Source organism: Variovorax nivicola, assembly GCF_051216475.1.
In the GTDB taxonomy this organism is placed as follows: domain Bacteria; phylum Pseudomonadota; class Gammaproteobacteria; order Burkholderiales; family Burkholderiaceae_C; genus Variovorax.
In genome coordinates, this window is the sequence record NZ_JBPJZK010000008.1 from 24,441 (window position 1) to 45,803 (window position 21,363).

The following is a 21,363-nucleotide window of genomic DNA, read 5'->3' on the forward strand; positions in this document are numbered from 1 at the left end:
ATGCGGTTCAGATTGGAATGGCAGTGCCGACGCTGGCGCCGCCGCACACGAAAAGGTTCTGCCCTGTCACCCAGCTGTTGCGCGGGTCGGCAAAGAAAAGGACCGCGCGCGCGACATCCTCGGGCTCTCCAAGGCGACGCATCGGCAATGCAGCCGCAAGGTCACGGGCTTTCTGGCTCTGAGCCGGAATGTCAGCCACGAGCATCGGCGTGACGGTCGGTCCGGGTGCCACGGCGTTGACGGTGATCCCATACGGGCCCAACTCCAGCGCCCACGTACGCGTCATCGCCACCAGCGCAGCCTTCGTCGCAGAATAAACGGTGCGCCCCGCCATTCCGACCAGCGCGCGCGACGACAGGTTCACAATCCGGCCAAAACCGCGCTCGCGCATGCCGGGCGTGAGAGCTTGCGCCAACACCACCGCGGCCCGCAGATGAAGGTCCACGAGGAGTTCAAACTCCTCATCCGCCACATCTTCGAGCCTCGTGTTTCGCACGACACCCGCGTTGTTGATCAAGATGTCGAAAGGCGCTTGCTTCGCGAGATCCAGCGACATTGTTCGCGTCGAACGGATGTCACTCAAATCGACCTCATGCTGCGCGAAAGCGGCGTGAGATAAGGAGCCTTTGTCGCGAGACAGGGAAACGACTTCCGCGCCCTGACTTAGGAGTGCATGGCACACAGCCGCGCCGATCCCGGCGCTACCGCCAGTCACCAGTGCACGGCGACCCGTAAAGATGTCACCGCTACTCATGGGAAAAGTTGCACCGAAGGCAGCGCAGCGTCGCAATTGAGTAGGTTGACCCGCTTAGTTCGGATTCGAAGCTTGCCTTTTGCGTCAACCGCCAAGGTGTGCCAAGAGACGGCGCCCAGGACAAACTGCTCTTCACCGCGCGCCTCGAGATAGGTGTAAGAAGTCCGAACCAGGTAGTCGTTGCGCTCGGGATCAAAGCGCTCTACCGTGGGCTGCTGAAGAACGTGCAATCCACGACTCACAGGTTGCTGGGAAAACGCGCGCGCATGACCAAGCCGTTCGACGCGAAGCCGTAGCAGCAGCTTATCCTCATGCATGAGCGAGTTGTGGCTGACTGCATCGACCTGGTCGTGTTGCAGAGGAATCCAGTACACGCCATCGTCGGCGAAAAGCTCGTACCAGTCACCGTAGCGCCGCTCATCGAGCAGCCGCGCCTCGCCAACGACGAAAGCGACGAGGTCGTTTTGACTGATTTCTTTGGCAACTTCGATCATTCCTCTTCTCCCATCATCGACGACCATGCACGAAACTGATTGCGCACGGATATCTCGCTCGTTCCATTGACTGTGAGGTCACGGGCCTTCTCTTCGTCACTGACATGATTGCGATGAAGACTGATCCATGGATTGCCATTGGCAGCCAATCCCTCCTGGATGGACCGGTAGCAATGCAGGTCGTCATGGCCGACCACCGACATCGGTGAATTGATCAGACGGCTGTACATCATGGTGCGTTGCAGGAGCGCATCGGGCGCCCCCTTCAGACGCAGGGTCCACGACTCAACGACGGTCTTGTCCACCGCGATTGGCCGGATCACGCGTATTGCCTGGATGGCTCCCTTGACGGTCAGGCTCGGGTAATAGACAGTGTTGTGACGCACAGTCCCGAGAATCGCGCGCGTGCGCTCTTCGCCATAAGCCGCAACGAGCTGTTCCTCGTATGCCGGCACCTGCGAATAGCTCGAATGCAGCGAGATCGATTCGGTACCCGTGTAGCTGTGCCCGCCTGCAAACACGCGCACACCCATCGCATCAGAGAACTGGTAGTTTTCAGTGAAGGGGACCATGACCTCGATGGCCATCGGCTTGACTTTGTCCGAGGGCTCATCCTTCCACAGGGATTTCGCTGTACCTGCCGAGGATTCGTGGGCCACCATCGGATGCATCGTGTCGTTGAGATTCTCGATGAACATCTTCCAGTTGCAGTTGTGCGTGTACCGCAAACAACCGCCCACAACCTCGAGTTCGCCTTCGGCCGAACGATCGGCCATGTTGTCGATGGAACTCAAGGAGTCGCCGAAGTACTCCTCAAAACCGGGTCCGGTGTCAGACAGGCGGGCGAAGACGAAGCCGCGCCGTGAGGCAACGTTCTGAATGCGGCACATGCCGCCGCTGGCCGGCGCCTGTGCGAACTCTGTGCCTTCATAGCCGCTGCGAAGAGGAACACCCGCCAGGCTTCCGTCAGTTCGGTAGATCCAGGCATGGTAGGGGCAACGGAACTGGCGACCGGTGTTGCCTGTCGGGGCCGTGACGAGTTTGGCGCCCTTGTGGGCACAGCGATTGAGAAGTACGCGGACGCTATGATCCGGCTGTCGCACGAGAAGGACCGGTTGATTGCCAAGATCGGCGGTCAGGTAATCGCCCGGCTCGGGCACCTGGCTCTCATGCCCCACGTAAATCCAGGCGCGCCGCCACAGGCGTTCCATTTCCAAGTCGAAGATTTCCGGATCCACGTACACATCACGATGTACTTGGTCGACCTTGATCAGCGCAGCGATGGCCTTGGCATCGTTGCGATACCGATTGACGTTACTCATGTTCGTCCTTTGGAAGCGATGAACTGATTTGTTGTTTCCTGCTCTGCAGGCATTCCGTCGGGCAGGCCCATTGGGAAGGGCCAGTCAGAGCCGAATAGGATGTGGGTAGGTCCGAATACGTCTCTCGCCAGGCTGAGGACGCCGGGATGGTGCGCGATGCAGTCCGCGTAGAAGCGCCTTGCCGCCTGCAACGGCCTCTCCACCTCGTGATCCACGCCGGGGCGGCGGGTCTCGAATCCGCGCTCCATGCGCCCGACCAGCGATGTGAAGACGCCACCTGCATGGGCGAGACAGAATCGCCCCCTCGGATATCTGGCGGGCACGCCCGCCATCACCAGATGTGCGGCAGCCACCCCGGTTTCCATGGGATTGCCAATGAGATTCTCCAGATAGAAGGAAGCGAGCCGGCCGTCGGCACATGCACCCGGATGCAGGAAGACGAATGCGCCCTTGTCGTCGAGGATCTTCCAAAGTGGTTCGTAGGCCGCATCTGAAAAAAGGATTCGCGGGTCGCCGCCCGCGGCGAGCGCGACACCCTCGAACTGGTGTCCCTCATAGTGCCTGAGCAGTCGCAGCGCCAGCGCAGGATGTTCCATGGGCAGATGAAGAAGCGCAGAAAGTCGCTGGTCATGCGCCGCGGTCAACTCGAGCAGCCCATCGTTCAAGGCTCGAGCCCAGAGTTCGGCCGCGCGCTCATCGAGCTGCTGGCGATACAGGGGCGGAGGCACGGAAACCAGCGCCCTGTCCACGGAGTGTTCCTCCATCCAAGCCAGCAGACGCTCGGGGAAATACAGATTCGCAATACCGATGGCATGGCCGTCGACGGTCAGCTTGGGCGGTTCGGAATGCCACACAACGCCCGGAAGACCCGCCAAGCGCTCGGCTGCGAAGGGCACCAGATGCGCGTGAACATCGAGAGCAATGGGATTCATGGGCGGTCCGGGCCGTTTTCAGCGCGGCTCAAGATTCGCGTTCATTTCGTTGCCCCAGAACTCCGGCGACCATTTCGGTCCCCAGACATAGGGGAGCTGGTTCCAGTCCCTCGTGACCCAGGCTTCACTGATCTTGTCCATATCGCTGTAGTACTCGACCCAGCTGCCCCAGGGATCCCGGATGTAGAGGAACAAATTCGAAGCCAGGGCATGGCGCCCCAGCCCGAACTGATCGGCGAACCCCGCTTCTCGCATCTGCCAGCCGCCAAAGCCGAGCTGGTCAAACGAGTCCACGTAGAAGCTCGCGTGTTGGAATCCGCGATGCGTACTGTTGATGAGACCGAAACAGTGGTGATCTCGAACGCCTTCGCCGCCCGCCATGAACGAAACCTTGCCCACGGCACGGTCCGTCGTGCGCAGACCCAATGCCTCGCTCAGGTAAGCCTCCGCCTTTGCGAAATCCTGGGTGAAAAGCAGCATATGTCCCAATTTCTTGGGCAGGACTTGCTTGGGCAGTTCCGTCCAAAGATGTCGGTCCACCCGCTTGTGATCCACGACGAACGGCTCGATGACGACTTCATCGGCAGGCGTGCGCGGGGTGAGGTTGAACCATGTCCCCCACGGATCCTGAAACCAAAGTCCCGGGCGAAGACCGGCAAACGGCGGCGCTGCTGCCGGTGTGCCCAGCGCCTTCAGCCGCTCTTCGAAGCGCGGCAAGTAGGCCGCCTCCACGAAGAAGGAGAGGTGGTGCAGGCGCTTGATGGAGCCCGGTGGGCCTTGGAGTACCAGCACGCTCGGCGCTGCCACATCGGCACATCCCAACGCGAGCGCGCCCTCATGCGCCTTGGGTTGCAGACCGAACGCAGTGTAGAAGCTGCGCGCTACCTCGACGTCAGGCACTTCAAATCCATATCCTGCAAGTGAATGCACGCGTGCGGAAGACATCAAAAGTCTCCTTCTCGATAGGACGTGAGGTCGGTGGCCGTTACCTTGTTGTCCAACTCGCCCAGCCCCGTGGCTCGAACAATCACGCGGTCGCCATCGGCCAGGAAAACCGGAGGCACGCGTGCATTGCCGATACCGCTCGGGGTGCCGGTGAGGAGGACGTCACCCGCCTCGATCGTCATGCCGGAGGAAAGCTCAGCGATGAGTTCTGGGATCGGGAACGCCATGTCGCTAACAGTGGCGCTCTGCATGGTCCTGCCATTCAACTCGCACTCAATGGCAAGCGCTTCAAGCGCGACGTCATCACGGTGAACGATCCAGGGCCCAAGTGGCATCGTCGCGTCGATGCTCTTCCCCTTGAGCCACTGTCCCCCGTGACGGCGTTGCAGGTCGCGTTGCGAAACGTCATTGGCCAGGCAGTAACCCCAGACATGGTCCATTGCTTTCGCAATCGAAATGCTGCGACCGCGCTTTCCCAGGACGACGACGACCTCGGCCTCGTAGTCCCATTTGGCCGAAAGTTTGCTATCGAAGGCGATCGGATCGCAGGGCGCGATCACGGTCGCTGGCGCCTTCGTGAAGAATGTGGGAGCGTCAGGTTTGGGCACGTCCTGGCCTTCGCGCTTGCCCTCACTCTCGTAGAAATGGTCCCAGTAGTTCCAGCCGGTGCAGAGCACGTCACGCCGGAACCTTCTGAGCGGCGACAGCACCTTCACATCCTCCAGGGCGACGACGTCGATCGAGTTCGCGGCATGAACCTTCAGCTCTTGCGCAAACTCCGGCCCACGCGAGACGATGTCCAGCACATCGCCCAGCTCCAGAGGCAGAAGGCGAACGCGTCCCTCGTCGTCCAGGCAGGCCGCGCGCTCAGCTCCGCGCAGCAAAACAGTTCCGAGTCGAAGTGCCATGGTCTCAGTCCTCGATGACAGCGATCGCGCTGATCTCGATCAGGTACTCCGGCTTGACCATCTTGCTGACCTCGACCATGGTCGACGCCGGCGCAGGGGCCTCGAAGAACTCACGGCGCACCTTGTGGATGATGTCGAAGTACTCGATGTTGCGAACGTAGACATCGACACGACAGATGTCGCGCAGCGTGCCGCCCGCGTCCTCCACCGCGGCCTTCAGGTTTTCACAGACCTGGCGGGTTTGCGCTTCGATGTCACCGATGCCGGCGATGGTTCCATCCGCCTTCCGCGCGGTCATTCCCGAAATGAAGGCCATGCGGCCCGCAGGCTTGACGCTGATGGCGGCCGAAAAGTGTCCGTTCGGCGTCGCCAGCGACGCGGGGGAGTGTTGCTTCTTCGTGCTCATGATGGTTTTCTCTCTGTGGTTGGATCAAAGGGTCGACGTCGCGCCGAGGGGCGCCACGCGAGCGGATTGCGCGAGGCTGTCAAACTGGGCGACAAGCTCTGGCGAGAGCTTCAACGCGTGCTGGTTGTGTGCACGGCGTTCGCGCTCAAGATCGCCCGGGGCGTAGACGGCAGCCACCTCGGGCGCGCGCACCGAATTGCGAATGCGTTCGGCAAACGCTTCGGCTCGCGCGGGCATGCCCGCCCCCGCATCAATGGCAAGAAACCAGTGTGCGCAGTCGTAGGGACGATCGGAGGCGCCATAAAGAGGCTGAACCTCCGCAGCCATAGACCCGCCGGAGAGCCCACCACACAGAAGATCGACCATGACCGCGAGCCCAAAACCCTTTGGACCAGCGGCTGGCAGAAGCATCCCTGCAATCGCCTCGCTCGGGGACGTCGTCGGCCGCCCGCCCTTGTCAGTTGCCCAGCCTGGCGGGATGGTCCCGCCCTCGCGCTCTGCGTTGCGGATCTTTCCCATGGCTGAATTGCTGGTCGCCATATCGATGACGATGGGTCGGCCCGCCAGCGCCGGGAATGCGAACGACAGTGGGTTGTTGCCGACCACACGCTCCGCGCCGCCGGGCGCCGGCATCAGCGGACGCGTGTTGGACATCGCTGCGCCAATCAGGCCAGCTTCTGCAATCCGCGCACTCCAGTACGCTGCCGTTCCGAAGTGAAACGCATGCCGTACCGCGACAACGGCCACGCCCGTCTGACGTGCTCGCTGGATCGCCAGATCCGTCGCCAGTACTGAAGAGACTTGGCCGAGCGCATGGTCGGCATCCAGAACCAGCAACGAAGCACGGTCTTCAACGACGTTGGACACCGGCTTGGCTTTGACGCTGCCGGCACGCAGGCGCTCCACATACATCGGCAGCAGCATGCAGCCATGAGACGCCACGCCCTGCAGATCGGCCTCGACGAGTGCTGCCGCGGTGTGTTGCGCATCGGCAGCCGGCACCTCGCAGGATTCAAGGATTTGCGCTGCCCATTCGATCAGACGACCGGGTGCCACGCTCAGATTTTTGGTGTTATTCATAAGGAGCCCTTCAAGACGCGGGGATCAATCTGCGCTCGACCACGTTCCCGGAAATCGTGCTGGCGCCATCCGAGATCAGATGAAGCAACGTGGGAACTACGGCCGAAGGCTGGGAGACGCCCAAAGTGCGCTCGTAGCCCGCGAGCTCCTCCGCGCTGGCCGATTTGAGGAAGACGGGTGTCGCAACGAGCCCGGGCGAGAGTGCATTCACGCGAACGCCGAATTCGCGAGCCTCGAGCGCAGCGCATTTGACGAGCCCGATGATTCCCGCTTTCGTCGCGGCATACGCCGCAGCGCCGGGCCAGCCATTGCTGGCCAAACCCGACGTGAACGCAACGACGGAGCCGCGGCGCTGGCGTTTCATCGCTGGCAGGAGTGCCCGCAACAGATAGAAAACCCCCGATAGATTGACGTCGAGATGGCGCTGCCATTGCACATCTGTTGTGTCCTCGATGCTTGAGCGTTCCTGAATCGCCGAGGTCAGCACCGCCGCATCGACGCGTCCGTCCGCAGCCAGAATGCGGTCGACCAACTGCTGGCAGCCATGCGAGTCCGCTATGTCGAGAGTGGCGACCTCGATACGAGCAACCGAAGCGAGCGCGTGGAGCGCCTTTTCGTCGATGTCCACCGCCCAGACTTTGGCCCCGCATCCGGCAACTGCCAGGGCTGTCTCGCGGCCGATGCCCGAAGCAGCACCCACGACGAGCACCGTGTGCCCGCTGAAGTCATAGGAGACTTTCATCGTCAAGCTCCCTTTGGCGGGAGCACGCCCGTGATCTTCGTGTAGAGCGCTTCGGCGTCTGCCCCATCCATCGAAACGATGGCCGCGACATGCTCGTCCGGCCGAACGAGCACCAGGGTGTTGGGCTGGACATCCAACCGTTTCATGAATGCATCCCCCGGATCGAGCACCGCGCGATCGCGCAGGCCGCTATCGTGTGGAGCATCCCAGCGCGAGACGACGCGGTGCGCGAGGGCCGGTGAATCGTGCGCCGGCAACGAGGGGCGGCGGCGTGCATCGGTGAAGTACAGCGCGACAAATCGATCCTGACAGAGGTCATGCGCACGCAGCACGCGCCCATCGCTGCCATGCAGGGGATGGTCGGGCAGACGATCCCCCACTTCGATCGCCGGGCGGGTACTGCGCTTGAAAAGGCTTCCGCCGCCATGCCCCTCCAGATCCAACTTCACGCCGAGCAAGCCCCGGGTGTAGGCGTTCGCCCAGCTGTTGTCGGTCATTGCGATGGCGCTGTCCTTGCGACGGGCCATGTACAGGCGCGCCGCCTCTGCCACCTGGCCCGATCCATTGATTGCCATGGGCCGCTGCTCGCGCTCATAGCCATCGATGAGGCTCTCGTCGGCCCACCCTCGAAGCACCCAGTTGAGGCGCCAGGGAAGATTCGACGCATCCAGTGCACCGGTGGTGATACCGAGACCCCACATGGGCGTGATGAGGTGGGCGGCGTCGCCCATCAGCAGGACGCGGCCGCTGCGCCAGCGGCTTGCAACGCGATGATGCACGTTGTAGATGACCTTGCTGATCACCTCGACGTTGTCCACTTGGCCGATGAAGGACAACGACTTTTCCAGCAACTCAGCGTCCGTCGGCGAGTCCTGGCCCGGTAAAAGTGGATACAGGAAGCGCCAGCACTTCGGATGCCGCACCAGAATCATCCACTGCTCGGGGTCCGAAAAATAGGCCAGGTAGGGATAGTCGCGCGGGTTGCCGATATCCAGGTCCAGCTTGAGATCCACCAGCGCGTACTTTTCATCGAGCGAGTAGCCCTCGGCCTCTATGCCCAACTTCGTGCGCACCATGCTCCGGCCACCATCGCACGCCAGCATCCAAGCACACTCGACGGTCTTGGCGCCTTCGGGCGTGTCGAGCTTCAGCAGCACATGGTCATCCCGGTCTTCGAAGCCGACCAGCTTGTGCCCCAGATGGAGGCTTGCGGTCTCTCGCGTACTCAACTCCTCTGCGAGAACCGGCTCGAAGTCGTGCTGCGGAATGTTGATGACGAACGGGAATCGCGTCTCATCGCCAAGCAGGTGAAGAGGAACTGGGAACTGGGCGGTCTGCGTGCGACGGTCCACCTCGCCGATCTCGTCAATGCGCAACGAGGACGCCAGAACTTTATCCACGGCGCCATACCGGCGCAGCACCTCCAACGTCCGCGTAAGGATGGTGCCGGCTTTGATTTCCATCGATAACTGCCCATCCTCCTCGTAGACCTGCACAGGAATGCCGTAGCGGGCAAGCCCCAGTGCTGTGAGCAGACCGATTGGCCCTGCACCAATGATGGCCACCGGGCGGCCGTCCGCGTTCGGGAATGAGGAAATGGTTGCATTCAAGATAAGAAGCTCCGCAGGAACGGCGACCTCCCCTGAGAGACCGGACCGTGATTGAGACCAAGACATGACGATCATAAATCGATAAAACTTGATGTCAAGATACTTGATTGAGGAATACTTGAACCGCGTAAACTAGGAGGAATGACACAGACCCTCACCGCCTCCCGCAAACCGAAAGCGCCGGCCTCCACTGGCGCGGACTTGGAAACGGCCGATTACGTAGATCACTTTGTGATGGAGTGGGATCGGCACCGCCCAGATCTTCAGATTCACCGTCTCTCGCCTCTCATGCGCGTTCTTCGGCTCTCGAACCTGCTCGAGAAAGAACTCTCCCGGATCGCCAAAATGCAGGACATCACGAGCGCGCAGTTTCAGGTGCTCGCGGCCCTGCGCCGTCACGATCCGGAGCCACAATCGCTTTCCCAACTCAGCCGCATCGCCATCCTGACCTCGGGGTCCATGACGTCTCTGGTGGACCGCCTGGAGGAGCGCCAGTTCGTCCGCCGCCAGCGCCACCCCGAAGACCGAAGAGGCATCTTGCTGGCCCTCACGGATGCGGGCCGCAACGTCATCGACGCTGCGCTAGAGATGCGAGTGCGCCGACTGCATGCATTGGCCGACTCGCTTTCCGCGCAAGACCTGAGCGCCATCTCCACCGGGCTGCGCAAGCTGCTACTGGCCGTCGACACGCCCTTTGAAGGCAATCCGTCCTGAAAGAATCCTCGGCTTACAGCAGTGCACGTCCCGGATGCGCAGCGCGCGCCTTGCGCCGACTTGCACGCAGCAGCTTTGCGACCGCCGTCAGCACGATGCCGTGCACTCACGGTCTCCTCTCGGAATCAACGGCTGCGAGACATCGCGGACGCGACACCGTGGGCAGCACCCCCAATGCAGCGTTCTGAACGCTGGCCGTGAGTCAGACCCGCTTTGGCGCTTGGCCTGCATGGGCCGCGCCTGATACGCCCCGTGAAGGGCGCGAACTTGGCAGCACCGCCTCACTCCCTCGGCGCGATCCAGCGCCATTGACGTCGCGGCAGCGCCTAGCCGGCAGTCGATAGCGTCAGTCGGTCTCACAGAGATCGTCCCGGACGCAGATGTTCTAACTGACATGTGCGCGTCGCATAGCGGCCGCCATTCGCGCAGCGTCGCGCCAGACTCTCGCTGCGCCATATTGACTATCTTGTGATATGTCACATAGAATATTTCCAGAGAATACTCATAAACCTGGTCTTCGATTCGGAGGCTAGGCAGCCACGACGGAGCCCACGTGAGCAGATATCGCAACAACCAAGCGGCCATCGCCGATCTGATCCGAACCGATCAGGTCCATGCGGACCTCTACATTGATCCAGAGCTCTTCGCGCTGGAGCAGGAGATGCTATTTGTACGCACGTGGCAGTACGTCGGGCATGCCAGCCAAATTCCGAACACCGGCGACTTCTACACGGTGACGATCGCGGGTCAGCAACTCATGATGATCCGGCAAGCCGATGCATCGGTGTCCGTATTGCATAACCGATGTGCCCACAAGGGGGCAACGCTGTTCTCGGAGCCCAGCGGCAACGCGGGCAAGGTCATTCGCTGTCCCTATCACGCATGGACGTACAAGCTCGATGGCTCGCTGATCTCCATGCCTCTTCGTGCGGAGTACGAGTACACCAACGTGCGCGCCTGCCCCGCAAGTGAGGGTCTCTCGAAGCCTGCGATACGCAACTATCGTGGCTTCGTCTTCGTGAGACTCTCACCCGAGGGCCCGGACTTCGAGACGTACGCCGGTGGAATGCTGGAGGTGATCGACAACCTCATTGACAGATCGCCCGAAGGCGACGTCTCTGTAGTGGGTGGCTGCATCCGATCGACCATTCGTTGCAATTGGAAGATGTACCTCGAGAATGTGAACGACGCCGTCCACGCGATTTCCACACACGAATCGGTTGTCGTGACAGCGAAGAATGCATGGGATGCAGAGGTCGACCGATCTGCCACCCCAATGGCGGTCGAGCAGCTTCTGCCGTTTGGTTCAGGGCTTGATTTCGTCCGCGGCATAGGTGCGCGCATTTTGAACAATGGTCACAGCATCCTCGGCACAAAGGCGAGCCTGCACACCGGATATCACGCGTTGAACGAGTATGAGGCATCACTCGCGCACGTGCATGGACCCGACAAAGCACGACAGATTCTTTCCTTCGCACCACAGAACGCCATTCTGTTTCCAAGCCTTGCCCTGAAGTGCTCGCCCCAACTCCTGCGGGTGGTGAGGCCCCTCGGCGTGGATCGGATCGTCGTCGAGGCCTGGGCATTGCAACTAAGAGGTGCGCCTGCCGAACTGGCAGCGCGCACCATGCACTACAACCGGTTGGTTTATTCGCCAATGTCGCCAGTGGCCCACGATGACGTGCACGTGTTCGAGGGCATGCAACGCGCACTGCACTCCCGTGCCAACCCCTGGGTCAGCCTGCACCGTCTTCACCGCGCCGACGAAAGCACAGACCTCGCCGTCGATCACAGCGCTACAAGCGAAATCCTGATGCGCAATCAGTTCCGGGCCTGGGCGCAATGGATGCAGCAGGGCACGCCAGCCACAGTTTCCTAAGCGAGTTCTTCTGCGCCCCTCATCCCATACACCCCTGGAGCTCTACGATGACACACACCCGCCGCGATTTGCTCAGCACCGCATGCCTCCTGGCCGCATCCGCACTTGCGCTGCCCGCACGGGCGCAGGACTACCCCAGGAAGCCCATTACCATCATCGTTCCGTTTCCGCCGGGCGGCATCGCAGACCCCATCGCCCGCCTCGTAGGGCAGAAGTTGAGCGAATCCCTAGGCCAGCCGGTCATCATCGACAACAGGCCGGGCGCCGCCGGCCAAGTCGCAATCTCCGCCGTCAAGAATCAGCCAGCCGACGGCTACACGCTGTTCATGGGCAACATGGGATCCCAGGCGCTCAATCCATTCCTCTTCTCCAAGCTCGGCTATGCGCCCGGCGACTTCGCGCCGATCACGCCGGTCGTGCAAACGCCTCATTGGCTCGTCGTGCACCGCGACAGCCCGCTGCGATCGGTTGCCGACCTGATCGCGCAATCCAAGAGTAAGCCCGGGGGGCTGACGTTCGCTTCCCAAGGCGTCGGCACTGGCGGACAACTGCTCGCAGAAATGTTCAAGGCGCGCACTGGCATCGAGGGCACGCATGTCCCTTACAAAGGCTCGGCACCCGCTTTGCTAGACCTGCTTTCGAATCGCGTGGATTTCTTTTTCGACTCCGTCAGCACCAGCCTTCCCTACGTGAAGGAAGGTCGGTTGCGCGTGCTCGCCGTCGCGTCGTCCAAGCGGCTGCCTCAGGTTCCGGATATCCCGACGCTGGCCGAGCTCGGTTACCAGGGCATCGAGCTGTTGTTCTGGTTCGGCATGTTTGCGCGCACGGGCACACCCGATGCCATCGTCAACAAGCTGAACGCGGAGTTCACCAAGATTGTCCAGTCACAAGCTCTGCAGGATGCCACCTTGCCCATCGGCCTCGAACCTATCCACAGTTCTCCGGCCGAGCTCTCGGCACGAATCCAAGCGGACGCACAGCGCTGGGGCAAGGTCATCAAGGACGCAAAGATCAGTGCCGACTGAACACGCCTTGGCGAATCGATCAACGACCACCTCTCTTCGACCAGAGACCGCGCGTGTCTTCCAAACCCAGTTCTGATTTCGGCGGGGTTGTCATCGCAGCTCCCGTGTCGGTCGCCTACGCGCGCTACAGCAGTGAGCCGGCTGACTGGTACTTCGCGCAGTGCCTGCGTGCCATGCTGGGCGCATCCGGCCTGGACAAGGCGGAGATCGACGGGCTGGCCGCCTCGAGCTTCACCTTGGCGCCGAATCCAGTCGCATCGCTTACCCTGTCGCTGGGCATCTCGCCCGGTTGGCTGGAGGCAGTGCCTTTTGGGGGCGCAAGCGCCGTCATGGCGCTGCGCCGGGCTGCTCGCGCCGTTCAGGCAGGCGACGCATCCGTCGTAGCTTGCATTGGAGCCGACAGCAATCCCGCGGATGGCTTCAAGGACATCATCAGCGGCTTCTCGGTCGCATCCAACGACGCGGTGTTCCCCTATGGCGCGGGCGGCCCCACAATGCCATTCGCCCACATTACGCGGCAGTACATGGACGCCACCGGCACCTCTCGCGATGACTTCGGTCGTCTGTGCGTAGCCCAGCGCGACAACGCCAGCCTCTGCGAGCATGCGCTACTGCGCAAGCCGATCACCCTCGATGACTACCTGTCTGCGCCTGCAATCAGCGAGCCGTTTCACAAGCTCGACTTGGTGATGCCCTGCGCCGGCGCCGAGGGCTTCCTCGTCTTGCGCGAAGCGCATGCCAAGGCTCTCCAGATCCCCTACGCCCGCATCCTCAGCGTGGTCGAGCGCCACAATGCCTACCCCAACGAACATCCGGTGTTGCGCGGGGGCTGGCTTCTCGAGTGTGAACGCCTGTACGCGACGGCGGGATGCCGGCCAAATGACATCGACGTGGTTGCAACCTACGACGACTGTCCCGCCATCGTCTTAATGCAGCTCGAAGGTCTCGGATTCTGTGCGCAAGGGCAAGCCCGCCATCTCGTGCGAGATCGGGACTTGCGACTTGGAGGGGACTTCCCCATGAATACCAGCGGCGGCCAACTCGGCTGTGGTCAGGCAGGAGCGGCGGGAGGCTATCTCGGCCTCGTGGAGGTACTTCGCCAAGTGTCGCATCAGGCGCCTGGACGGCAAGTCCGGGGCGCTCGACGGGGCGTCGTCAGCGGCTACGGCATGGCCGTCTACGACCGCTGCCTCGGCAGCGGCGCAACGTTGCTGGAGGGCGCATGGTGACCACCTCATCGAACGCAATGAAGGCGCTGATCGACGCCGCACAGGCCACCGGCTTCGCAGTGCCGCGGTGCGGAGCGTGCGGGCATCGCTTCTATCCGCCTCAGTCCTTCTGTCCGCACTGCCTGGCCCCCGAGATCGAGTATGTGCCCGACAGTGGTGACGCAATCGTCCTGTCCACCACGCGGCTGCATCGCACCTTCGATCCAGCGTGGACCGCTGCCTTGCCCGTCCATATTGCCAGCGTGAAGACAGCGGCGCAGCTCTCTCTATTTGTGACTGTGGATCGCATGCTCCCCGTAGGTACCCAGGTCAGGATTCATCTTCGCCACGGCCTCTTCCATGCAGAAGTTCGCGGCCTCTGATATCACCCCACGCCCACCATGACGTCCCTGTTGCCACTCCAGCCCCAATCCGTCCAGAACCGCACGTTGCCCCGGATGCTGCAACGTCAGGCCGCGCGGCAACCTGACGCCCGATTCCTGACGATGGGATCGAAGCATTGGACCCACGCCGACGCCCTTAGGGCCGCCGGCGCGCGCGGCGCTGCCCTTCACGCCGCAGGCGTCACTAAGTCCGATCGCGTGGCCTCGATGTGCGGCAATCGCATCGAGGCGATTGAGGTCTTCACCGGTTGCGGCTGGATCGGCGCGGTGGCGGTACCTATCAACACGGCGGCCAAGGGACCTCAGATCCAGTACTACGTCGAGAACAGCGGCGCGAAGCTGCTTGTCATTGAGGCTGCTTTTCTCGAACGACTCGAAGATGTCGATTTCTCGCAAACCGCTCTCGAGACGATCTGGGTGATTCCGAGCCCCGCATGCGGCGCACAAGACCGATCACACGTGAACGGCGCCCGTGTCGTGGCCTACCCTGTGGCCGGCCCCCCCGTGTCGGCCGAGGACATGGAGTCGTCAGATACCTTGGCGATTCTGTATACGTCGGGGACAACCGGTCCCGCCAAGGGCGTCATCTGCTCTCACGGACACTACTACATGTTCGGTTTCAATAGCGTACGCATGCTCGGCGTCACTGGCAGTGACGTGCTCAGCACCACCCTTCCGCTGTTCCATATCAACGCCCTCAACACGTTTGCGCAAGCGAGCATCACGGGTTGCCAGGTCGTCATTCACGAGAAGTTCTCCGCGTCAGGCTTTTGGCCCACCTCCCGGGCTTGCGGCGCGACGGTGATCTATCTGCTCGGCGCCATGATTCCCATGCTTCTGGCTCAACCCATCTCCGAGGACGAGCGGTCTCACAATGTGCGTATAGGCCTCGGTGGAGGCGCCCCGGGCACGACGGCAGAGGACTTCAAGAATCGCACGGGCGTACTTCTCGTCGACGGCTACGCCTCGACCGAAACCTCTGTGGTGATCTCGACCCCGCCGGGCGTGGCCGGGCTTGGAGCGATGGGGTGGCTCAATGAAGGCTTCCAGGCCCGCGTGGCCGATGCATTCGATCTGGAGGTACCGCTCGGGGAGGCAGGCGAGCTCCTGTTGCGCGCGGACGAGCCCTTCGCGTTCGCGAGCGGCTATTTCAACATGCCTGACAAGACCGTGGAGGCGTGGCGCAACCTGTGGTTCCATACCGGCGACCGCGTCGTGCGCGAGACCGACGGTAGTTTCCGGTTCGTCGACAGAATGAAGGATGCGATCCGCCGCCGTGGCGAGAACATCTCCTCCTACGAGGTGGAGCAAGCATTGCTCACTCATCCCGACATCGCCCAGGCTGCGGCTTTCCCAGTGCAGTCCGAGCTCGGCGAGGACGAGGTGATGGTCTCGGTCGTTCTGCATGCGGCCAGCCGCATCGAGCTATCCAAGCTCGTCACGCACTGCGAGTGCCGCCTGCCCCACTTCGCTGTGCCACGCTACTTCGATGTGGTCACCGACTTGCCGCGCACGGAAAACGGCAAGGTCCAGAAATTCAAGTTGCGCGACACGGGAGTGACCGCGACCACTTGGGAACGTCCAGGCGCCAGCCAACCTCGTCGCCAGAGCAACGCATGACCGGCATTGAACGCCCCAAGGACGCACCGCTGACTTGGTTCTGCGTGTGGGTGGCCGACCAGGTTTTGCCTTTGGCTCCATACGAACGCAACGCGTTGCGCGCACTGGTGAACGGCTGCCCAGGAACACAGGCAGCGCACGTGATGCTGCCGACATCGGCAGACGATCCTTTCTATCCGGACCGCGAGGGGTCGCCTTCGCTGGTGGTGCAACTCGACTTCTTCCACCCGTGTGTGCTGGAACAGCATCTTGGTCCAGGCGGCTACCTCGCACCCCTTGCCGACCCGGATTTCCTGCCAAGCCTGGCAGGCGCCCAAGCCACGCAACAGGGCATGCTCGCACGGTACTATCCGGTCGCCGAGCCCGGCATTCGCAGCGCACATGCCGAAAGCGTGAGCTACTGGGTCGAGTACGCGGGCCCTGCTGCCAATCCCAACAAGTGGCACGAGGCGTACATGCGCCGCCACCCGTTGCTGCTTTCCCAGTTCCCTGGCATCCGCGCGATCGAAATCTACACCCCCGCCGCGCTGGTGTGCGGGCTACCGCTGCCAGAGCGGCCCTGCCTTCAGCGCAACAAGACCGTGTTCGACAGCGCGCAGGCCATGAGCCACGCGATGCAAACTCCGGTGCGCGGCCTGCTGCGCCAGGATTTCCATCGCTTGCCCCCATTCGAAGGCGCCGCGCTGCACTTTCCCTTCGAGACATTGACCTACCGACCCTCAGCGCCGACCCTGCCATGACCGATCCTTCGACTCTCCAGCTCTTGGTCGCCACGACCGAGGAACTCAACTCCCTCATTCGTCGCATCGTCCTTCAAGCGCCGGATGGCGGCCTCCTGCCAAGTTTCAGCGCCGGGGCTCACATCCAGGTGCAGGTGCAGCTCGGCGTTGGCCTAAGCGACTGGCGTCACTACTCGCTCATCAGCTTCGACCCGACCGGTTCCTCGACGCTTGCTCCCCGCGACTACACCATCGCGGTGCGGCGAGAAGATGTGGGCCGAGGCGGATCCAAGCACATGCATCAGCTCAAGGCTGGCGACTCCGTTACTGTGCAGGCGCCCAAGAATGACTTTCCCCTCCGTGATCACGAGGCAGCGGCCGTTTTGGTCGCCGGCGGCATCGGCGTCACGCCACTTGCCTCCATGGCGACCGAGCTCAAGCGCGTGAACCGTGCGGCGCGCATGGTGTACGCGGGCCGCATGCGAGAGCTCATGGCATTCGTGCCCGAACTCCGTACGCTGCTCGCGGACTCGCTGGAGCTCCACGTCGACGAAGAAGCCAATGCCCCGCTGGACATTGCACGACTGCTTGATGGCTGCGACGCGGGTGAAGTCCTCTACGTCTGCGGTCCGAAGATCATGCTGGACGCGATCCTCTCTGAGGCCCAATCCCGAGCCTGGCCGTCCGACCGTATCCGGTTCGAACTCTTCTCCGCACCCGAGGCTCAGACGGGTGACCGCGCCTTCGAGGTCTTGCTCAAGCAAAGCGGCAAGACGCTCACCGTGTCTTCCGATCAATCGATCCTGGACTGCCTCCTCGACAACGGGTGCGACGTGCTTGCCGACTGCAAACGCGGCGAATGCGGCATCTGCGCCGCCACCGTCCTCGAAGGCGAGATCGATCACCGTGATTACGTGCTCACCGAGGCGGAGAAGGCCAGCGGTAAGGTCATGCAGATCTGCGTATCCCGCGCAAAAGGTCCACGGCTGGTGCTTGACCTCTGAAGCGCGCGGCAGTTTCAGGAAGAGCCCACGAGAAGGGGTGCAGGCAAAATTTCGCCCAGCCTGCCGTACCAGGAACCGCCTAGTCGGCAGATCGGGTCCAACAGGGCCGAATCAATGCGCCCCTCCTGCAGCACCGATTCGCGCACGTGGTACTGCAACACCCGACCGATCATCAACCGGTTGGGTTGATTTCCCAGTTCGATGCACTGGTGAAGCACGCACTCCATGGCCACCGGCGCGGCCGCCAGACGCGGCGTCGCAATCCGAACGCTCGCCACTGTCGCAAGGCCGAGCAACGCGGCCTCGCTGACGTCGGCACCAACGTCCTGCGCGCTCGCGTGCACCGCTGCGAGCAGACTGTGATCAGCCATGTGGACCACAAACTCCCCCGTATCCAGGATGTTGCGTGCCGTGTCCTTGAGCCCGTCGAATGCCGCGCGGCGTGCATCGATCCCGATGGCGAGCATGGGTGGATCGTGGCACACAAAAGTGAAGGAGGAGAAAGGTGCCAGATTCATCACGCCCTGGGGAGACCTTGTGCCGACCCAAGCAACCGGACGCGGGACCACTGCGCCTGTCATGAGCTTGTAGATCTCTGCGCCTGACAAGCTCTCCGGGTCGATCGCATGCATAAGGCTCGGCCCGCTCGCCACCTCACGCGCGTCAGGTTGCGTCGCGGGCATCCGTGTACCAGTCGGGCACCTTCGGATAGTGCGGACCATCGTAGATCTCGACCACCACCGACTCCTCGTGCGCGAGGGTGGGCCCATGCACTTTCCCCTTCGGGTTGCAATAGAACGAGCCGGGCAAAAGCGTAACTCCGGTCGCCGTGTATTCGTACTTGCCACTCAGGCAGTACATGAACTGGTTGGAGGCGTGGCTATGGGGCTTGGGAATGCTGGTGCCCTTGGCGAACTTGATCAGTGCGATGGATGCACCGGTTGCTTCGTCACGCCAGAGCATTTTCTCAAAGACGCCCTTGAGGGACTTCTCACGCCATTCCATGGTCTGGGTCGCGATGAGGATTTCGACAAGATCGGGGGCCTCGCCGCCTGCGGCTTCAGCGAGTGTAGTTGTAGACGACATAGGATATTTCCTCGGTAGGTTGATCGAAGGGAGGCACTAGTGACTCGACGGAGGCGGCAACCAGGCCGAAAGCACCTGCTCGCCCAACACCACCAAGAGGTACACCGCCATCCCCATGAAAGAAAGTCCGAAAAGCGCAGCGAATGCAAGTGGTGTGTTGATCTGCGAGGTCGCGCTCAGCAGCAGGAATCCGAGCCCTTCGCCCGCGCCAACGAACTCTCCAATCACTGCCCCGATGAGCGACAGCGTCACGGCCACCTTGGCGCCTGTAATGACGAATGGCAACGCTGCAGGAAACCGGACCATCCGGAACACTTGCCAGCGCGACGCACGCAGACTTCGCGCGAGTTCGAGCAATTCCTTCGGCGTCGACTGCAAGCCCGCGGCCGTGTCCACCACAACCGGAAAGAAGGCCACCAACCAGGCCAGGGCGAGCTTCGATGACATCCCCGTGCCCAGCCAGACTAGCAAGATCGGCGCAAGAGCGACCTTCGGCACCGACTGCAAGGCCACGAGCAACGGGTAGAACGTCAGGTTGACCCAGCGGAAGCTGGTGACGGCCACGGCCAGGGGAATGCCGAGCACCAGTGAAAGTGCAAAGCCGTAGAGCGTCGCTTTGAGCGTGACCCACCCTTCCTCCACAATCGCTTGCCAGTGCTCGGCAAAGGCGTGCGCCACCTTGACCGGGGTCGGCAACACCGCAGTGGGTACCGCCCAAATCATGCAAACCAGCTGCCACAAGGCCAGTAACAGAATGACTCCAGCGATCGGATAGGAAAGACGCCCCCCCGCGGCCACGGCACGACCCGTCATTGCACGCCTCCTTCGACGCTGAGTTGCTGCGCCGACACCGACGGATGGATCACGCCCAGCGCCTCTCCCGCCGCTCGCTCCGCTTGCGTGAAGGCTGTCTCGAACCGCATGCTACGGTGGCGCGGGTTGCCCAGTGCAGGCTCGATCTGGCAAACCACGCGAGCCGGCCTCCGGCTGAACACCAGGACCTTGTCGGCGAGATACACGGCCTCGGAGATGGAGTGTGTGACGAAGAGCACGGCCGCGCCGGTCTCTCTGCGCACATCGAGCAGCAGATCGTTCATATCGAGTCGTGTCAGTTCGTCGAGCGCGCCAAAAGGCTCATCCATTAATAGCAGCTTCGGCTGATGAATCAGCGCCCGACACAATGAAACGCGCTGCTGCATGCCTCCCGACAGCTGGTGCGGGCGCGAGCCCTCGAACCCGTCCAACCCCACCATCCCAAGCAGGTCGCGCGCACGGCGCTCCGCTTTTGCGTCTCGCCGCCGCAAGACTTCCATGGGAAAGAGCACGTTGTCCAGGACCGTGCGCCAGGGCATCAGCCCAGGCGCCTGAAATACGAACCCGTAGTCGGGATATGGACCCTGAACATCCCTGCCGCCGATGGTCACCTCGCCGCCGGTCCGGTCGACTAGCCCAGCAACGATGCGCAGCAGCGTGGTCTTGCCGCAGCCGCTCGGCCCGAGGAGTGTGACCAGTTCACCCTCGTCAAAGAAGAAGGTCGCGTCCTCGAGCGCGACGAGATCTTCCTTCGCGGATGGCCCCAGTTCTGCGGCAGGGAACACCTTGCGCGCGGCATTGATGACTCCAAATGTCATTTCATTTTTTCCGTCGACCGCTGTAGGTAGGATTGCAGTGCCGCCTCCGGCAGTCCGCGGCCACCAAGCGGGTTTTTGTTTCTAAAACCACATGATATATTACCAAACATGGCACGTCTATCAATGAGCTCTTTACCGCAAGCAAAAGTGGTAGTGGCGCGCGCGCCGATCGCGCCTAAGCGCTCCGAGCCAAAGGCACCCTCACTCACGCAACGGGCCTACGACCAGATCAAGAACAGCATCCTGTCGATGGAGTTGCGCCCGGGCCTCTTTCTGAACGAGGCCGCACTGTGTGAGATGACAGGACTTGGCCGCATGCCTGTGCACCAAGCCATTCATAAGCTTCAGGCTGACGGGTTGATCGAGGTCATTCCGCGCAAGGGTCTCGTGATCCGTTCGGACTCGTTGCAGGACATCCTCCTCCTGATTGAGGCGCGCCTGGCCATCGAACCAAACATCGTCGCGCTGGCGGCCCAGCGAATCCACAACGATCAGATCGCAGAACTGCGGCGACTCCTCAAACAGTCCGCCTCTCTGGTGCACCAGCGTCAAAGGGAGTCATTCAGTGCCATTGACAGAGCATTTCATGGCGTCGTAGCCGACGCGGCCTGCAACAAGATACTGACCGATACGTTGCGCCCTCTGCATGAGCGCTCTGACCTGATCTGGCATCTTCGCATCATGCCCGCCGACGGCCTCAAAGTGACCCAACAGGAGCATGAAGCGGTGCTCAAGGCAATCGTCGAGCGCGATTCGGAAGGTGCGTGGAAAGCGATGCACGCGCATCTGACATCGCTGCACAACCGAATCTTAAAAGCGTCGAATCTCTGACCCCTGCCATTCGGTGCGGCTGCAGATTCCACTCTATGTATGGTTTCCC

The 21,363-nt window shown here is 62.0% G+C and carries 23 protein-coding genes; 9 read left to right on the plus strand and 14 right to left on the minus strand.

The window, feature by feature from the left end:
• Positions 1-7: 7 nt before the first annotated feature.
• From ACSFBF_RS26935 to ACSFBF_RS26980, 10 genes are read right to left on the minus strand one after another with little or no spacing between them, the layout of a single operon-like run.
• Positions 8-754 (minus strand): SDR family NAD(P)-dependent oxidoreductase, encoded by a 747-nt coding sequence (locus ACSFBF_RS26935; RefSeq protein WP_435460574.1) that lies wholly within the window; start codon positions 752-754, stop codon positions 8-10.
• Positions 751-1,248, minus strand: coding sequence for an aromatic-ring-hydroxylating dioxygenase subunit beta (locus tag ACSFBF_RS26940; protein WP_435460575.1), 498 nt, complete (start codon positions 1,246-1,248; stop codon positions 751-753). The genes ACSFBF_RS26935 and ACSFBF_RS26940 overlap by 4 nt, the downstream gene beginning before the upstream one ends.
• A complete protein-coding gene (locus ACSFBF_RS26945; protein ID WP_435460576.1) occupies positions 1,245-2,570 on the minus strand; it encodes an aromatic ring-hydroxylating dioxygenase subunit alpha in 1,326 nt (441 codons plus the stop codon). Before ACSFBF_RS26945 ends, ACSFBF_RS26940 begins: the two co-directional genes overlap by 4 nt.
• Positions 2,567-3,502, minus strand: a complete 936-nt coding sequence (locus tag ACSFBF_RS26950) for an amidohydrolase family protein (protein WP_435460577.1) — start codon at positions 3,500-3,502, stop codon at positions 2,567-2,569. Before ACSFBF_RS26950 ends, ACSFBF_RS26945 begins: the two co-directional genes overlap by 4 nt.
• 18 nt (positions 3,503-3,520) lie before the next feature.
• Positions 3,521-4,447: a VOC family protein gene (locus ACSFBF_RS26955; RefSeq protein ID WP_435460578.1), complete on the minus strand. Its 927-nt coding sequence runs from the start codon at positions 4,445-4,447 to the stop codon at positions 3,521-3,523.
• Positions 4,447-5,355: a fumarylacetoacetate hydrolase family protein gene (locus tag ACSFBF_RS26960; RefSeq protein ID WP_435460579.1), complete on the minus strand. Its 909-nt coding sequence runs from the start codon at positions 5,353-5,355 to the stop codon at positions 4,447-4,449. The genes ACSFBF_RS26955 and ACSFBF_RS26960 overlap by 1 nt, the downstream gene beginning before the upstream one ends.
• Before the next feature lie 4 nt (positions 5,356-5,359).
• Positions 5,360-5,761 carry a RidA family protein gene (locus ACSFBF_RS26965; protein ID WP_435460580.1) on the minus strand — a complete coding sequence of 134 codons (402 nt, stop codon included), beginning with the start codon at positions 5,759-5,761 and terminating at the stop codon, positions 5,360-5,362.
• Between the two features lie 24 nt (positions 5,762-5,785).
• Entirely contained in the window at positions 5,786-6,841 is a 1,056-nt protein-coding gene (locus ACSFBF_RS26970; protein ID WP_435460581.1) for an Ldh family oxidoreductase, read from the minus strand.
• A 10-nt stretch (positions 6,842-6,851) separates the two neighbouring features.
• Entirely contained in the window at positions 6,852-7,583 is a 732-nt protein-coding gene (locus ACSFBF_RS26975; protein ID WP_435460582.1) for an SDR family NAD(P)-dependent oxidoreductase, read from the minus strand.
• A gap of 2 nt (positions 7,584-7,585) precedes the next feature.
• Positions 7,586-9,193: an FAD-dependent monooxygenase gene (locus ACSFBF_RS26980; RefSeq protein WP_435460583.1), complete on the minus strand. Its 1,608-nt coding sequence runs from the start codon at positions 9,191-9,193 to the stop codon at positions 7,586-7,588.
• Positions 9,194-9,334: 141 nt separating this feature from the next.
• Between ACSFBF_RS26980 and ACSFBF_RS26985 the strand changes: the two genes are divergently transcribed.
• The 8 genes from ACSFBF_RS26985 (at position 9,335) to ACSFBF_RS27020 (ending at position 17,766) form a co-directional block, all read left to right on the plus strand.
• On the plus strand, positions 9,335-9,907 hold the full coding sequence (locus ACSFBF_RS26985; protein ID WP_435460584.1) for a MarR family winged helix-turn-helix transcriptional regulator: 573 nt from the start codon (positions 9,335-9,337) through the stop codon (positions 9,905-9,907).
• A 553-nt stretch (positions 9,908-10,460) separates the two neighbouring features.
• Positions 10,461-11,786 carry an aromatic ring-hydroxylating oxygenase subunit alpha gene (locus ACSFBF_RS26990; RefSeq protein ID WP_435460585.1) on the plus strand — a complete coding sequence of 442 codons (1,326 nt, stop codon included), beginning with the start codon at positions 10,461-10,463 and terminating at the stop codon, positions 11,784-11,786.
• Positions 11,787-11,833: 47 nt separating this feature from the next.
• Positions 11,834-12,811, plus strand: a complete 978-nt coding sequence (locus tag ACSFBF_RS26995; RefSeq protein WP_435460586.1) for a Bug family tripartite tricarboxylate transporter substrate binding protein — start codon at positions 11,834-11,836, stop codon at positions 12,809-12,811.
• A 53-nt stretch (positions 12,812-12,864) separates the two neighbouring features.
• Positions 12,865-14,040, plus strand: a complete 1,176-nt coding sequence (locus tag ACSFBF_RS27000) for a thiolase family protein (protein WP_435460587.1) — start codon at positions 12,865-12,867, stop codon at positions 14,038-14,040.
• Positions 14,034-14,402: a Zn-ribbon domain-containing OB-fold protein gene (locus tag ACSFBF_RS27005; protein WP_435460588.1), complete on the plus strand. Its 369-nt coding sequence runs from the start codon at positions 14,034-14,036 to the stop codon at positions 14,400-14,402. Before ACSFBF_RS27000 ends, ACSFBF_RS27005 begins: the two co-directional genes overlap by 7 nt.
• 18 nt (positions 14,403-14,420) lie before the next feature.
• Positions 14,421-16,043: an ATP-dependent acyl-CoA ligase gene (locus ACSFBF_RS27010; protein ID WP_435460589.1), complete on the plus strand. Its 1,623-nt coding sequence runs from the start codon at positions 14,421-14,423 to the stop codon at positions 16,041-16,043.
• The gene (locus ACSFBF_RS27015; protein ID WP_435460590.1) at positions 16,040-16,783 is read left to right on the plus strand and encodes a hypothetical protein; all 744 of its coding nucleotides are present in this window, start codon (positions 16,040-16,042) and stop codon (positions 16,781-16,783) included. Before ACSFBF_RS27010 ends, ACSFBF_RS27015 begins: the two co-directional genes overlap by 4 nt.
• Positions 16,780-17,766, plus strand: a complete 987-nt coding sequence (locus ACSFBF_RS27020) for a PDR/VanB family oxidoreductase (protein ID WP_435460591.1) — start codon at positions 16,780-16,782, stop codon at positions 17,764-17,766. The genes ACSFBF_RS27015 and ACSFBF_RS27020 overlap by 4 nt, the downstream gene beginning before the upstream one ends.
• A gap of 14 nt (positions 17,767-17,780) precedes the next feature.
• On the opposite strand, the gene ACSFBF_RS27025 is transcribed toward ACSFBF_RS27020, so the two are convergent.
• The 4 genes from ACSFBF_RS27025 to ACSFBF_RS27040 are packed head-to-tail and all read right to left on the minus strand — an operon-like array spanning position 17,781 to position 20,483.
• Positions 17,781-18,536, minus strand: a complete 756-nt coding sequence (locus tag ACSFBF_RS27025) for a flavin reductase family protein (protein WP_435460592.1) — start codon at positions 18,534-18,536, stop codon at positions 17,781-17,783.
• Positions 18,430-18,852, minus strand: coding sequence for a cupin domain-containing protein (locus tag ACSFBF_RS27030; RefSeq protein ID WP_435460593.1), 423 nt, complete (start codon positions 18,850-18,852; stop codon positions 18,430-18,432). The genes ACSFBF_RS27025 and ACSFBF_RS27030 overlap by 107 nt, the downstream gene beginning before the upstream one ends.
• 36 nt (positions 18,853-18,888) lie before the next feature.
• On the minus strand, positions 18,889-19,665 hold the full coding sequence (locus ACSFBF_RS27035; RefSeq protein WP_435460594.1) for an ABC transporter permease: 777 nt from the start codon (positions 19,663-19,665) through the stop codon (positions 18,889-18,891).
• Positions 19,662-20,483 carry an ABC transporter ATP-binding protein gene (locus tag ACSFBF_RS27040; protein WP_435460595.1) on the minus strand — a complete coding sequence of 274 codons (822 nt, stop codon included), beginning with the start codon at positions 20,481-20,483 and terminating at the stop codon, positions 19,662-19,664. Before ACSFBF_RS27040 ends, ACSFBF_RS27035 begins: the two co-directional genes overlap by 4 nt.
• Before the next feature lie 108 nt (positions 20,484-20,591).
• Here ACSFBF_RS27040 and ACSFBF_RS27045 point away from each other — a divergent pair, with 108 nt between their 5' ends.
• Positions 20,592-21,314 carry a GntR family transcriptional regulator gene (locus ACSFBF_RS27045; protein WP_435460596.1) on the plus strand — a complete coding sequence of 241 codons (723 nt, stop codon included), beginning with the start codon at positions 20,592-20,594 and terminating at the stop codon, positions 21,312-21,314.
• Positions 21,315-21,363: the final 49 nt, after the last annotated feature.

Excerpts from the sequence above, each read along its gene's own strand:
- ACSFBF_RS26935 (WP_435460574.1), bottom strand. The coding sequence starts at position 754 with ATGAGTAGCGGTGACATCTTTACGGGTCGCCGTGCACTGGTGACTGGC.
- ACSFBF_RS26940 (WP_435460575.1), bottom strand. The coding sequence starts at position 1,248 with ATGATCGAAGTTGCCAAAGAAATCAGTCAAAACGACCTCGTCGCTTTC.
- ACSFBF_RS26945 (WP_435460576.1), bottom strand. The coding sequence starts at position 2,570 with ATGAGTAACGTCAATCGGTATCGCAACGATGCCAAGGCCATCGCTGCG.
- ACSFBF_RS26950 (WP_435460577.1), bottom strand. The coding sequence starts at position 3,502 with ATGAATCCCATTGCTCTCGATGTTCACGCGCATCTGGTGCCCTTCGCA.
- ACSFBF_RS26955 (WP_435460578.1), bottom strand. The coding sequence starts at position 4,447 with ATGTCTTCCGCACGCGTGCATTCACTTGCAGGATATGGATTTGAAGTG.
- ACSFBF_RS26960 (WP_435460579.1), bottom strand. The coding sequence starts at position 5,355 with ATGGCACTTCGACTCGGAACTGTTTTGCTGCGCGGAGCTGAGCGCGCG.
- ACSFBF_RS26965 (WP_435460580.1), bottom strand. The coding sequence starts at position 5,761 with ATGAGCACGAAGAAGCAACACTCCCCCGCGTCGCTGGCGACGCCGAAC.
- ACSFBF_RS26970 (WP_435460581.1), bottom strand. The coding sequence starts at position 6,841 with ATGAATAACACCAAAAATCTGAGCGTGGCACCCGGTCGTCTGATCGAA.
- ACSFBF_RS26975 (WP_435460582.1), bottom strand. The coding sequence starts at position 7,583 with ATGAAAGTCTCCTATGACTTCAGCGGGCACACGGTGCTCGTCGTGGGT.
- ACSFBF_RS26985 (WP_435460584.1), top strand. The coding sequence starts at position 9,335 with ATGACACAGACCCTCACCGCCTCCCGCAAACCGAAAGCGCCGGCCTCC.
- ACSFBF_RS26995 (WP_435460586.1), top strand. The coding sequence starts at position 11,834 with ATGACACACACCCGCCGCGATTTGCTCAGCACCGCATGCCTCCTGGCC.
- ACSFBF_RS27005 (WP_435460588.1), top strand. The coding sequence starts at position 14,034 with ATGGTGACCACCTCATCGAACGCAATGAAGGCGCTGATCGACGCCGCA.
- ACSFBF_RS27010 (WP_435460589.1), top strand. The coding sequence starts at position 14,421 with ATGACGTCCCTGTTGCCACTCCAGCCCCAATCCGTCCAGAACCGCACG.
- ACSFBF_RS27015 (WP_435460590.1), top strand. The coding sequence starts at position 16,040 with ATGACCGGCATTGAACGCCCCAAGGACGCACCGCTGACTTGGTTCTGC.
- ACSFBF_RS27020 (WP_435460591.1), top strand. The coding sequence starts at position 16,780 with ATGACCGATCCTTCGACTCTCCAGCTCTTGGTCGCCACGACCGAGGAA.
- ACSFBF_RS27025 (WP_435460592.1), bottom strand. The coding sequence starts at position 18,536 with ATGGGCCCACCCTCGCGCACGAGGAGTCGGTGGTGGTCGAGATCTACG.
- ACSFBF_RS27030 (WP_435460593.1), bottom strand. The coding sequence starts at position 18,852 with ATGTCGTCTACAACTACACTCGCTGAAGCCGCAGGCGGCGAGGCCCCC.
- ACSFBF_RS27035 (WP_435460594.1), bottom strand. The coding sequence starts at position 19,665 with ATGACGGGTCGTGCCGTGGCCGCGGGGGGGCGTCTTTCCTATCCGATC.
- ACSFBF_RS27040 (WP_435460595.1), bottom strand. The coding sequence starts at position 20,483 with ATGACATTTGGAGTCATCAATGCCGCGCGCAAGGTGTTCCCTGCCGCA.
- ACSFBF_RS27045 (WP_435460596.1), top strand. The coding sequence starts at position 20,592 with ATGGCACGTCTATCAATGAGCTCTTTACCGCAAGCAAAAGTGGTAGTG.